Raw genomic sequence first — 12,679 nt, forward strand, 5'->3', positions numbered from 1 at the left:
TTTCCGCAAAATCTGCTTGCAATTTTTTACTAAGGTAGGTATCATAAAACAAAAATGCGGTGTGTTTTCCACCAAGGGATCAAATAGGGAGGAAAACCGGGCTTTTGAAAGGTGGAAAAAGGAATATGTTAGAAAAAATCAGGCCGGAAGACTTGACTCTGAATCCGTTTACCCTAATCGGTAAGGAATGGATGCTAATAAGCGCAGGAACCGAACAAAAATATAACATGATGACTGCCAGTTGGGGCGGATTGGGTGTATTCTGGGGCAAAAATGTATCCCATGCATACATTCGCCCGCAGCGGTATACGCTGGAATTTGTGGACAGCCAGGAATATTATGCCCTAAATTTCTTTGGAGAAGAACACAAAAAAACGCTGGCCTATTGCGGTGCAAATTCCGGCCGGGATGTCGACAAGGCAAAAGAAACCGGGCTGACCCCGGCTTTTGATGCAAAAGCACCTTATTTTAAAGAAGCAAAGCTGGTACTAATCTGCAAAAAGCTGCACAAGCAGCCGCTTGACCCCGCCGGCTTTATCGATCCCTCACTGGATGAAAAATGGTATCCGGAAAAAGATTACCATGAACTGTTTGTGGGAGAAATTGTAGAAGTGCTGCAACAAAAATAATTGGGAGCAGTGCGTTACTTCACAGAAATATCAAAAAGGGAATGGGACAAAATTGTCCCATTCCCTTTTTTGCGTAATTTGGGTCAGGTGCGGCCTAGGGGCTGTTTTGAGCAAATAAATGCGGCAAGCGTTTTAAGGCAAGGTTAATGGCAATCGTATCGTCTAAAAAACCAAGCGGAAACGCATAGTCCGGAATAATATCGGCAGACAGAATGAAATACAGCAGCACGCTCCCTAAAACAGCCTTTTCCTGCACACCGGCCGTTTCCCCCAGAAACAACCGATAAAACTCATGTAAATAATCCACCATATAACCCGTTCCATTGATGGATTTTACTTTTCGGTGGAATTGGCTGATGATCATTTCTTTTCCCTCTTCTGTTTTTGCATATCCCTCATATTTTTTCAGTTGCTGTTCCACTTCGTCTACTACTGTATAAATATTGATATCAAAGTGAAACAGGATACTTTGGATGGTGTCTAAGATAAAAGACACATTCTCATTCATCGGCTGTGTTCCAATGGCTCCGCCAGCCAGCAGCAATTGCTCCATAGGGATCCCCAGCGCCGTGGAAAACGCTTGCAAATGATAAATCTGAGCCGGCTGTTTTCCGTTGATAATTCGGGATATGCTGGCGGTACATACCCCGCTTTCCCGGCTGAGCTGCCTCATCGAGCAATCTTGCTCTGCCATTCTCTGCCTCAAAAATTCCCCCAGAGCAGGGAGATCGTTTTGGGGCGGTGTGTCTGCCGCACCCAAAGCCTTGCCCTGCTTTTGATTTGACATGGATTCCCCCTCCTATTCTTTTTTCTGAACGTTCGCTGACAGACGGATTTTTTATTGTATTCCCACTGCGAATCAATTTTCTTCACTTTTGGTGATAAACCGGCTTATCTTGGCAGCGAATCTACATCAAAGCCCCCTTACCACAAGTATATTCACCCCACATTCCATTGTCGCAGAAAACGCAACAGTGTTGCGAAAAACAAGCAACCGTTCCCGATTGTTGTAACAGGATTGCTTTGTTTGAAATAAAATAAGGTATGTGCGCTCCCATTTTACAGCGTATGCAAATCTTAATGAGGAATAGGAAGGTTTTTTCATGTCACTTGCATTTTCTTTATTGATTGAGGCAGCTCTTCTGGCTTCCGTGCTTTCTCTGGATGCATTTACAGCCGGGTTTGCTTACGGAAGCCAAAAAATAAAAACACCGTTTTTATCGGTGTTGATTATCAGTGTAATTTGCAGCGGCAGTCTTGGCATCGCTTTATTTGCAGGCTCTATGGTAAAATCTTATCTGCCGGATCGGCTGACCGTATCCATTTCATTTATCATCTTGTTTGCCATTGGCCTCATCAAGCTGCTGGACAGCATCACCAAGTCTATCATCGATAAATACAGCAATATCAAAAAAGAAATCACCGGCTCTTTTTTTCATTTCAAATTTATTTTAAGCTTATATGCCGCTCCGGAAAAAGCCGATTTGGACAATTCCAATAGTATTTCATCTACCGAAGCCGTTTTGCTGGCCCTTTCCCTTTCTCTGGACGGAATCGGCGTCGGCTTGGGGGCAGGCCTAGCAAGTGTAAACATATGGGCAGTTTTTCTGTGGTCGTTTATCACGAACGCCGCTTTTCTTGTGTTGGGATATTTTCTGGGCAACAAGGCTGCACAAAAAATGCCCTTTAATATCTCTTGGCTCAGCGGGGTTGTACTGATGGGCCTGGCATTTTCCAGATTATAAAGAAACCCTTCCGCCCGGCGTTGATTGACCGCCAACATTTAATCCATCCGGATTTATTGATCCCACACTGGAGGATCAATGGCATCACGAAATGTTTGCAGGATAAATGGTAGAAGTTTTGCAAAAGAAATTATTTTATCTCTCAAAAAGCCTCCAGCCGATGGCCGGAGGCTTTCGTTTCACATTTTAGTGGAGAGACTTGTATTCCTATGGTAATATAGATCTATATTACCTTATTTCCATTATTTGGTTGACACACTAAGATCCTCTGGAATTTTAAAAATTCAAAATACGCAAAAGGAAGGAACCCACCTTTATGATTAAAAACGGTGACTCATTTGTTGAAAAATGGCACTCAGTGTATTTCTTTATCCCGCTATTTGAATCCCCTGCAAAAATTCCGCCTTTGGACATCTTTTGCGATGCGCTTTCCAAAAAATTCGGAAAAATAACTCCGTTGGCAGAGAACCCGAAAATGCCCAGCGAACCATCTGATTTGACCGGATTTTTATTGGAGGATCACCCAGCATACTATCAAAAAGAGGATCAATGGGTTCCTACCCAACTAATTCTATACGGGCCGGATGAATTTGATCAGGATCTGTGGAACGAGCAGATAACCGCCCAATTTTGGAACATCCCCGACAAGGCGGAGTTCTTGTCCCGCTGCAACTATTCCATTATGGCCAGCAACATGCTTGCGGCCAATCTTCCCATTACAGAAGGGTTTCAAATTATTGCGGATTACGCAGACCTGATTTTGGATTTATTCCCGGACTGCATCGGCATCTACTGGCCACACAGTCAGCGGCTTGTTACGCGAGAAGCTTTTCAAAATTCACAATGGAGTTCAAAAGAGCTTCACTTTCTGGATGGAGGAGTGAATGTGCGCTTTTTCAATATCGCCCAGACAGGCGAGATGCTTTTTGATACACTGGGGCTTACTCCGATTGGGCTGCCGGATTTGCAGTGCCATTGCAAAGATCTGGAACCAAATCATGTTGTGGGCTTTTTATATAATTTGGCTGCCTATCTGTACCGAAGCGGCGATATTATAGAGGACGGCAACACGGTAGAAGGAATTGACGGCGAAAAATGGCTCTGCCAGAGAGAAGACGCCCTTGCCACGCCTGTGCGCATGGTGCTGGATATCAATGCAGGAAAATATGCAGGTGGAAATCGATAAATAAAAAACTTTTTCAGCTGATGGTGAATGGTATAAAGATAGGCGACACGGGTTTTCGTGTCGCCTATCTTTTGTTATATACTGAAAATAAGAAATGATATTGCCCCTTTGCCTTTTCTGTCAAGACAGAGCTAATCCATTTCTGTGCGTTCTTATTTCTCCTATGCTGCGATTCCACGACTGCGATCCGAATCCTTTGGCCTGTCACTCGTCTTTCCACCATTTTTCGTCACCGGGGAATACCATTACAGCCGGACGATCACCACGGCCGTCATATCCAAAGGTACGGCTGCTCTGCTCTTTTCCTGTCAGAAAGAGGTTTTTCTTATTAGATTTTTCCTTTGTTGTTTTTTAGAAAAAGATTCTTCTTCCCTCTACCTTGCCCCTCAGACCGGGGCGGGCCCCTACTTTCTTTCAAGAAGAAAGTAGGCAAAGACTTGCCAAGGCTCTGCCTTTGGAATCCGTTAAAAATCAGTGGAAGACAGAAGTTTGGTGTAAGGCGCCGCTTGATCGTGGGTGGCGCACTCGCTTCCGGCGGCGCGCTACCGCACGGCGGTGCCGTCGAAAACTTTGTGCAATTCCTTTCGGAAAAATCAATATTTATTCTGCAAGTGAACCCATACTGGTCCCATCAAACTACGAAACTATAGTAAACTAAAGAAAGAGTTTATTTAAGGAAGAAACGAACAGAAATAACCACACTCAACTGCCAAAAAGGGAACCCTTACGCTCGGTCAACGAAGCGCCACTTTTCGGGTGACGCGCCGCTTTAGCGGCGTGGAGCCTTTGGCGCGATTCCACATAACTTATGTCTTATTGTTTTACGGATTCCAAAGGTGTCCTTTGTGTCGTTGAGAGGGGGTCCAGGGGGAGAGGATCGAAACTCTCCCCCGGAAAGCCTTTGCTTCCTTTCGTCTTTCCACGAAAGGAAGTGCCCGCCCCGGCATGAGGGGCAATGTGAAAATTAGAAGAATATTGTGCTTAAGAATATAAACCTAAAATACCATAATAAAAATTCAATGATAAGGCTCTTTGCAGTCTGTAAGTCCGAGTAAATAATCTACACTTGTTTCATGAAATTGAGCCAATTTAATCAGAACCACACTGGGGATATCCAGATTTCCATTTTCATATCGGGAATATGTCGTCTGATTGATATTCAACATAGTAGCAAGTTTTTGTTGAGTAATATCCTTATCTTCCCTCAAATTCCTAATTCGTCGGTACATATTTATCACCCCAACGATATAGTAAATTATGCGGAGAATGCACATTGACATTTATGCGGTTTTCGCATAAAATAATATTATCACTCAACAATGGGGTGAAATTATTGATTACAATTAGTAATATATATTGTAAAATTAACTATTTGTTGTTTTGTATCATACAGATTATTTTCTAAATCAAAATAGCCTAAAAAGATAAAAAATTTGTCGTAACAGGAATTTTTTCGATAATCAGATTCTATTCGGGCAAAATTCCTGGCTTTTCTTTTCAAACACGCTATTCTTAATGCTTATGAAATACGAAAACGAAAGGAAAGAATAAACATGGTAGTTCGTCAACTTCGCGCCGACCAATACGAAACCGTGATGCAGTTCCTTTTACAAACCGCTCATTCCAGCCCCTTAGACGCCAGCCATACCATTTCTATGACCGTCAACGAAAGCCAATACTGGCTTCGGGTTCAGCCCTGCCAAAAGCGCAAAATAGCGATTTTACAGGCTTTGCGCCTGCCGGGCAGCGGACAAAAGCTGGAACTAACTACGAATAACCTTTTGCTTTCTTCCCTTTTTGAATTATTTCTTCTGCAAAGCCTGCCTGTGAAATAAGCCTTTGATTAGCTCCGATATTTTCGGCACACCTGATAGAAAGAAGTAGAGAAATACACCCCTGCTATCAGCATAAAGATAGGGGCGAACCCTCCGCCTTCCGGGAATAAAACAATGGCATAGGCCGCCACAAAGAACAAAGCGGTAATTTTCCAGCTGGTCATCAGCTGTTTGCTGTTCATTCGCTTACGCGATTTAATTTCCACATCATTGATGGCAAAAATCAAAAGGTAAGATACAAACAGTGCCGCGCCCGTGATTAAAATTCGCAGAATTAATAACCCGTAAAACCCAAGTGGTGTGGTGAACCCAAGCAAATCCGCCACATAAATAACAGCAGACACGCCCATAAAAATCTTGGCATAAAGGCGAATATCCATAAACCGGCCGCTGTAATCGCTAAGTTCCTTTATTCCCGCCAGCAAAAATGCATACCCTACAAAATCAGGCAAAATTCCGATCATTCCAGATCCAAAGGAAATGTTATAATCTAAAAACAAAAATAGAATCGCGATAAATAGTTTCGTCATGCCCGTTCCCTTTCTCTCAACCCATTTGTTTCATTATACAAAAAGAAGGCCTGCACCGCAAGCCTTCTTCTTTTTTATCCCGATTCGGTTAAGACAACAACATACGGTCATTGACCAAAGCATCACCTTGAGCCGACTGGAACCGCTGAAGCAGCGCTTCCACCGTCAAGTTCTTTTTTTCTTCCCCTTCAATGTCAAACAGGACTTGGCCTGCATTCATCATGATAATACGGTTGCCATACGTTAATGCATCACGCATATTATGGGTCACCATCAGCGCCGTCAGGTTATCCCGTTTCACAAATTCATCGGTTAAACGAAGGACTGTTGCTGCCGTTTTGGGGTCCAGTGCAGCTGTATGCTCATCCAACAGCAAAAGCTTTGGCTTTTGCAAGGTAGCCATCAGCAAAGTCAGCGCCTGACGCTGGCCGCCGGAAAGCAGCCCAACTTTGCTGCTGAGCCGGTCTTCCAAGCCCAATTCCAACACTTGCAGCTGTTCCTGATACCGGGCGCGTTCCTCTTTGGTGATTCCCCAGCGCAGCGTGCGCCGTTTGCCGCGCCGATTGGCCAAAGCCAAGTTTTCCTCAATCCACATATTTCCGGCTGTGCCCCGCATGGGATCCTGAAACACGCGCCCTAATAGTCTTGCACGCTTGTATTCCGGCAAAAAAGTGATATCTTCACCATCGAGCTCAATTTGGCCGCCGTCACAGGGAAACACGCCTGCCACCATGTTCAGCAGCGTACTCTTCCCGGCTCCGTTTCCGCCGATTACCGTGACAAAATCCCCAGGCTTCAAGTGAAGATTCAGATTGACCAGGGCCTTTTTTTCATTTACCGTTCCTTTGTTAAAGGTACGGCATACATTGGTTAATTTTAGCATATCAAGCCCTCCTCAATCCTTCTGGTTCGCTTCATCCGGGTCCTTGTCCGAATTATCGATCACATCTTCAAAAGCGCTGTCCGGCACCAACCCTTTGGGGCCTTGCGCCGCACGGCGAACCATATATTCCTGAAAATTCCTGCTCATGATGGGAGTAAACAGAGCCAATGCCACCACAATAGAAGAAAGCAGCTTCATATCCTGCGATTTCAGGCCGAAGAACAGAACCACCGCAATAATCACACGGTACACCACAGAGCCGGCGATCATCGCTGCCAGCCGATGCAAAAAGCCCAATCTCTGCCCCAAAATCACTTCACCGATAATCACCGAGGCCAGTCCGATAACAATCGTACCGATTCCCATGCTGACGTCGCCGAATCCATTGACCTGAGCCACCAAAGAACCCGACAGCCCCACCAGGCCGTTGGACAAAACCAGCGCCAGAATCACAGTGACGTCGGTATTCACGCCCAAAGAGCGAACCATTTGAGCATTGTTTCCGGTTGCGCGAATTGCGCTGCCCAATTCCGTGCCAAAGAACCAATACAAAAACATGATAACGGCAATCACCAGAACGCCGCCCAGCACCAGCTGCGCATTGTAACGGGAAAGGCCGGGAATCCAATGTTCCACACGCAAATCCACCGTATCCACACCCAGCAAGGGAATATTCGCCCTGTCTTGCATGATGCGCAGATTAATAGAATACAAGGCCGTCATTGTCAGAATACCCGCCAAAATTCCGGGGATTTTCATTTTGGTATTTAAAAATCCTGTAATAAACCCGCAGACCATTCCGCCTGCCATGGCAAACAGCAAAGTTAAAAAAGGATCCATTCCTTTTTCGGTCAGGATGGCAGAAATCGCACCGCCGGTGGCGAAAGAGCCGTCTACCGTCAAGTCTGGAAAATCCAGAATTCGAAAGGTGATATAGACGCCCAGCGTCATAATTCCCCACAGCACACCCTGAGCTGCAGCGGCGTGAATCGCACCCAGTAAATTCATCAAGTTCATATCTTTCCCCATTCCCCTGTATTTACAGCATAGAAGGCGGTGGGACTGCCCACCGCCTGATGTCTGCATTTCCGGTTTGAATTTTACGTCACACGCGTTTCTCTTGGATTATTTTAATGGAAAGCGCCGAAAAATTCAAGTTTTATTTCTTGCCAGCATTTGCAGAATCCTGGCCGCTCTTCAAAATTGATTCCGGAATTGTCAAACCCATTTCTGTTGCGGCCACACTGTTATAGTGAGTATCCAGTGTCTCTTGATACTCAATGGGCATATCCCCCACATTCGCTTCGCCGCGCAATACTTTGGCTGCCATCATCCCGGTTTGATATCCTAATTTTTCATAATTGATGCCCACCGTGCAGGTTCCGCCGTCGGTTACCATGCCCACAGCACCGGGAACCACAGGAACTTTATTGCGGGTGGTCACAGAAGTCACATTTTTCATGTTAGAAGCCATCAGATTATCGGTGGGAATATACACGCCCTGCACCTTGCCCATCATCGACTGGGTCACCTGCTGCACCTCGTTGGTGTTGGATGCGGTAAATTCCTGATATTTCAGCCCCAATTCGCCGCAGGCTGCTTTTGCCCACTCTGCCTGAAGCTTACTATTGGTTTCGCTGGAGCTGTACAGAATCCCCACGGTTTCCAAAGAAGGAACCATGTCTTTTAATAGCTGAAGCTGCTCTTTTACAGGCGTTTTATCACTGGTTCCAGATACATTTGCACCGGGCTTTTCATTGCTTTGCACCAATTTTGCGTCTTTCGGGTCGGTAATGGCCGTTACTAACACCGGGGTATCGGTAATCACCTTTACCACCGCCTGAGCCGCAGGAGTTCCAATTGCTAAAATCAGTTCCGGCTTTTTGCTAGCAAATGTATTGGCAATGGTCACGCAGTTTGCCTGTTCGCCCTGTGCATTTTGAACGTCATAAGTAATGTTTTTGCCTTCCACAAAGCCTTCATCCGCCAATGCCTGCCGAAATCCTTTGAGCGAAGCATCCAACGAGGGATGCGTCACCAGCTGCGCCACACCAACGGTAATCATTTTTCCTGTATCTCCGCCAGAGTTTCCGGCCGCTGCCGATGAATCGCCGCCGGAATTTCCACAGGCCGTGGCCGTCAGTGCTACCGTTGCAGCAAGCGCCACCGCAGCAATTTTATTTTTTATCCACATATTGGTCCTCCTCGAGACGCTTTACTTAGTTGAATTGTTCATTGGTTTAAAGCACAAAAATTAATAGCTGTATTTTACTCTTCTATCAAAAAAATGTCAAGTGTTGATTTCATCCCATCCGCAGGGTTCCCCTTTTTTCAGCAGAAAAAAAGCAGGCTGGCACAAAGGCCGCCTGCTTTTGACTGGGGACACCGGAAATTTTTTCTTCTCCGGATTTCCCCTTTCTTTGTTCTTTTTGTGAATTTACAACAGATTATCGGGCGCTGACATCCTCACCCGCCAAAATACGGTCGGGAAGTGTAATTCCCAGCTGTTTGGCCACTTCTCCATTGTAAGAGATGTCGTAGTCTTCCTGGTATTCAATGGGCATTTCTCCAATTTGAGCCTCGCCCCTGAGCACTTTAGCCGCCATCAACCCAGTCTGGTACCCCAGCTTTTCATAGTTAATGCCCACTGTGCACAGGCCGCCGTTTTCGACCGGGCCAACTTCACCGACGATCAAAGGCAATTTCGCACCGGTAACCACTGCAGACACCGTTTTCATTCCGGAAGCCAGCATATTGTCTGTGGGAATGTAAACCGCGTCCACTTTGCCAACCATAGACTGAGCTACCTGCTGGATTTCATTGGAATTTGAGATGGTAAACTCCTGATAACCAAGGCCTATCTCATCACAGACCTCTTTGGCCCATTTAATTTGAATCTGACTGTTGGTTTCGCTGGAAGTATACATCAAACCGATGGTTTTTGCCTGGGGAGCAATTTCTTTCAGCAGTTCCATCTGCTGTTTCACCGGCGTTTTGTCACTGGTTCCGGATACGTTTGCACCGGGGGCCTGATTGTCTTTCACCAGCTTGGCTTCTGCCGGGTCTGTCACCGCCGTTACCAAAACCGGAGTATCCGTAATCACTTTTACCACTGACTGCGCCACCGGAGTGGCAATTGCCAGAATCAAGTCGGGCTTTTTATTGGCAAACGTATTGGCAATGGTGATACAATTGGCCTGATCCCCTTGCGCATTCTGAATGTCATAGTTAATATTTTTACCCTCTTCAAAGCCTTCGGCCTGAAGGGCGTCTTTAAATCCTTTAAGCGCTGCATCCATCGCCGGATGTGTCATCAGCTGAGCCACACCAATGGTGATAGCTTTGTCACCGCTGCTTCCGCCGGCCTGAACAGAGCTTCCGTTGGTATTGCCGCAGCCTGCCAAAGAAGCCGTCATCACAGCAGCCAAAGCCACCGCAACTATTTTCTTGAATCGTTTCATATTTTCCTCCTCCGCAGCGCGAAAACCGCCACAAACGATTTATTGGTTTAAAGCATCAATTGCTAAAAGTAATTGTACTCGCCCCGTTTCAAAATGTCAACCCCCGAAATCAATGATTCCGCAAAACATGGCACAAAAGACGCCTCCCCTGCACAGAGCGCATCCTTGGCCGGAGCCGATCGGTTCGTAATAAAGTCACATACATAAATTGGGTTTCCTGCTATTCTATGTAATAAGAACAATAATTTATTGGGAGGCTATTTTATGTCTATCATCCATTTAACACATAAAAACTATCAAAAAGAAGTTCTGGAATCGAAAGAGCCTGTTTTAATTGATTTTTGGGCTCCCTGGTGCGGCCCCTGTCGAATGCTTTCCCCCGTTATGGAACAGCTGGCAAAAGAGCTGGACGGAAAAGTGAAAATTGCAAAAATTGATGTGGACGAAGAGCGGGCGCTGGCCGAGCAGTTTCAGGTGATGAGCATTCCCATGCTGGCCGTGATGCGAAACGGCAAACTGGCGGCTTCTTCGGTTGGTCTAAGACCCAAAGCACAAATTTTAAAAATGCTGGAAGAATAAGCTTTCACCACAAAATGTGAGGTTTTGGAACAGAAAGGATGAAACAAACCATGAAAGTTGTCATCATCGGCGGTGTCGCAGGCGGCGCGTCTGCGGCAGCTCGCCTGCGCAGACTGGATGAATCGGCACAAATTCTTCTTTTAGAGCGGGGGAATCACATTTCCTTTGCCAATTGCGGACTGCCTTATTATGTGGGTGGTGAAATCACTCAGGAAGAGGCACTCACCCTTCAAACACCCGAAAGTTTCCGCATGCGCTTTCAAATTGAGGTGCGCACGAATCATGAGGCGACCGCCATCCATCCGCAAAGTCAAACCATCACTGTGCAGGATTTGTTTTCCGGGGAATCTTATGAAGAGTCTTACGACAAGCTGATCCTGTCCCCCGGGGCAGAACCGGTTCGCCTTCCTATTCCGGGCACGGATGCCTTGGGGGTCTTTACCCTGCGCACCATACCGGATGCTTTGGGCATTAAAAAATTCATCCAAACCAATCAGGTCAAAAACGCCGTGATAGCCGGCGGCGGATTTATTGGGCTGGAAATGGCAGAGAACCTGGCTCAAGCCGGGCTGAAAACCACGTTAGTTGAGGCCGCCGACCACGTAATGGCCGCTCTGGATTACGATATGGCCTGTGAGGTACAGCAATATCTTCACCACAAAGGCGTTGAGTTGGTATTGTCTCAACGAATCCAAGAGATTGTACCGAAAGAAGGCGAACTTCAAGTTCAGTTGGAAAACGGAACGGTTCTTTCGGCGGGGCTGGTTCTTCTGGCCGCAGGCGTTCGTCCTGAAACAAAACTTGCCCGTGAGGCCGGATTAAAAACCAACGAAAGGGGCGCCATTGTGGTGGATGCTCACATGCTCACCTCGGATGAAAACATCTATGCCGTGGGCGATGCAGTCGAAGTGTTCCATCTGGTCAGCGGAAAGCCCTCGATGATTCCTTTAGCCGGCCCCGCCAACAAACAAGGTCGGATTGCCGCAGACTGCATCTGCGGGCTAGACAGTGTTTACCGCGGCTCACAGGGTTCTTCAGTTTTAAAGCTGTTTGACATGACGGTGGCCACCACAGGGCTCAACGAAACACTCGCCGCGGCAGCCGGACTGAATTTTGATAAAATCCACATCTTTTCCGCTTCTCATGCCACTTATTATCCGGGTGCAGAAAACCTGACCACTAAGGTTCTGTTTGAAAAAGAAACCGGCCGGATTTTAGGCGCCCAGCTGGTAGGATTCGGCGGAGTAGACAAACGGGGCGATGTACTGGCCACCGCCATTCGCGCCGGAATGACCGCATACGATTTGACAGAGCTGGAGCTTTGCTATGCTCCCCCCTATTCCTCGGCCAAAGATCCGGTCAACATGGCCGGCTATGCCATTGAAAATCTTTTGACGGGAAAAGTACAGCAATTCCATTGGAATCAAATCGAAGAAATTCAGAAGAATCCCGACGCTGTTCTTCTGGATGTGCGCACCCACTGGGAGCGAAGTCAGGGCCTTATCCCCGGTTCGCAACATATTCCGCTGGATTCCCTGCGCGAGCACCTGAATTCTCTGGATTCGGCAAAGGAAATTTTCGTGCACTGCCACAGCGGACTGCGCAGTTATTTGGCTTGCCGGATTTTATCCCAAAACGGATTCCACTGCCATAATCTGTCGGGCGGATATCGTCTTTACGAAATCATCCAGAGCAACCGTGCGTGGGAAAATCCAGAACTTTCTGCACAGTAAGGAAAGAAAATAATTATTTTTCATTTAAAACCTTAAATATATTGAATATTTTTCCAACAGACCTTATACTGTTTATAGATAAGGTCTGTTTTTTTATC

The 12,679-nt window shown here is 46.4% G+C and carries 13 protein-coding genes; 6 read left to right on the plus strand and 7 right to left on the minus strand.

Features of this window, described 5'->3' with window-relative positions; translation table 11 throughout:
- Positions 1-125: 125 nt before the first annotated feature.
- Entirely contained in the window at positions 126-629 is a 504-nt protein-coding gene (locus tag C1A02_RS10795; RefSeq protein WP_101698228.1) for a flavin reductase family protein, read from the plus strand.
- Between the two features lie 94 nt (positions 630-723).
- Here C1A02_RS10795 and C1A02_RS10800 read toward each other — a convergent pair whose 3' ends face one another.
- Positions 724-1,416 (minus strand): DUF1232 domain-containing protein, encoded by a 693-nt coding sequence (locus tag C1A02_RS10800; protein ID WP_101698229.1) that lies wholly within the window; start codon positions 1,414-1,416, stop codon positions 724-726.
- Between the two features lie 316 nt (positions 1,417-1,732).
- Between C1A02_RS10800 and ytaF the strand changes: the two genes are divergently transcribed.
- Together ytaF and C1A02_RS10810 are read left to right on the plus strand one after the other, a co-directional pair.
- A complete protein-coding gene (ytaF, locus tag C1A02_RS10805) occupies positions 1,733-2,374 on the plus strand; it encodes a sporulation membrane protein YtaF (protein WP_101698230.1) in 642 nt (213 codons plus the stop codon).
- 316 nt (positions 2,375-2,690) lie between these two features.
- Positions 2,691-3,560: a DUF4261 domain-containing protein gene (locus C1A02_RS10810; protein WP_101698231.1), complete on the plus strand. Its 870-nt coding sequence runs from the start codon at positions 2,691-2,693 to the stop codon at positions 3,558-3,560.
- Between the two features lie 1,016 nt (positions 3,561-4,576).
- Here the strand turns inward: C1A02_RS10810 and C1A02_RS10815 are convergent.
- A complete protein-coding gene (locus C1A02_RS10815; RefSeq protein ID WP_442338930.1) occupies positions 4,577-4,840 on the minus strand; it encodes a helix-turn-helix domain-containing protein in 264 nt (87 codons plus the stop codon).
- Positions 4,841-5,113: 273 nt separating this feature from the next.
- Between C1A02_RS10815 and C1A02_RS10820 the strand changes: the two genes are divergently transcribed.
- Positions 5,114-5,395 carry a hypothetical protein gene (locus tag C1A02_RS10820; RefSeq protein WP_101698233.1) on the plus strand — a complete coding sequence of 94 codons (282 nt, stop codon included), beginning with the start codon at positions 5,114-5,116 and terminating at the stop codon, positions 5,393-5,395.
- An 8-nt stretch (positions 5,396-5,403) separates the two neighbouring features.
- Here C1A02_RS10820 and C1A02_RS10825 read toward each other — a convergent pair whose 3' ends face one another.
- The 5 genes from C1A02_RS10825 to C1A02_RS10845 all read right to left on the minus strand — a co-directional run bounded on the left by C1A02_RS10825 (position 5,404) and on the right by C1A02_RS10845 (position 10,269).
- Positions 5,404-5,925, minus strand: coding sequence for a hypothetical protein (locus tag C1A02_RS10825; protein WP_101698234.1), 522 nt, complete (start codon positions 5,923-5,925; stop codon positions 5,404-5,406).
- Positions 5,926-6,013: 88 nt separating this feature from the next.
- The gene (locus C1A02_RS10830; RefSeq protein ID WP_101698235.1) at positions 6,014-6,808 is read right to left on the minus strand and encodes an ABC transporter ATP-binding protein; all 795 of its coding nucleotides are present in this window, start codon (positions 6,806-6,808) and stop codon (positions 6,014-6,016) included.
- 12 nt (positions 6,809-6,820) lie between these two features.
- The gene (locus C1A02_RS10835; RefSeq protein WP_370737802.1) at positions 6,821-7,825 is read right to left on the minus strand and encodes an ABC transporter permease; all 1,005 of its coding nucleotides are present in this window, start codon (positions 7,823-7,825) and stop codon (positions 6,821-6,823) included.
- Between the two features lie 142 nt (positions 7,826-7,967).
- On the minus strand, positions 7,968-9,002 hold the full coding sequence (locus C1A02_RS10840; protein ID WP_101698236.1) for an ABC transporter substrate-binding protein: 1,035 nt from the start codon (positions 9,000-9,002) through the stop codon (positions 7,968-7,970).
- Positions 9,003-9,255: 253 nt separating this feature from the next.
- Positions 9,256-10,269 (minus strand): ABC transporter substrate-binding protein, encoded by a 1,014-nt coding sequence (locus C1A02_RS10845; protein ID WP_101698237.1) that lies wholly within the window; start codon positions 10,267-10,269, stop codon positions 9,256-9,258.
- Positions 10,270-10,533: 264 nt separating this feature from the next.
- On the opposite strand from C1A02_RS10845, the gene trxA reads away from it, so the two are divergent.
- Together trxA and C1A02_RS10855 are read left to right on the plus strand one after the other, a co-directional pair.
- The gene (gene trxA / locus C1A02_RS10850; protein WP_101698238.1) at positions 10,534-10,848 is read left to right on the plus strand and encodes a thioredoxin; all 315 of its coding nucleotides are present in this window, start codon (positions 10,534-10,536) and stop codon (positions 10,846-10,848) included.
- A gap of 50 nt (positions 10,849-10,898) precedes the next feature.
- Positions 10,899-12,581 (plus strand): FAD-dependent oxidoreductase, encoded by a 1,683-nt coding sequence (locus C1A02_RS10855; protein WP_101698239.1) that lies wholly within the window; start codon positions 10,899-10,901, stop codon positions 12,579-12,581.
- Positions 12,582-12,679 lie beyond the last annotated feature (98 nt).

The sequence above is a fragment of the Clostridium minihomine genome (assembly GCF_900240385.1).
Classification (GTDB): Bacteria; Bacillota; Clostridia; order Oscillospirales; family Acutalibacteraceae; genus Faecalispora; species Faecalispora minihomine.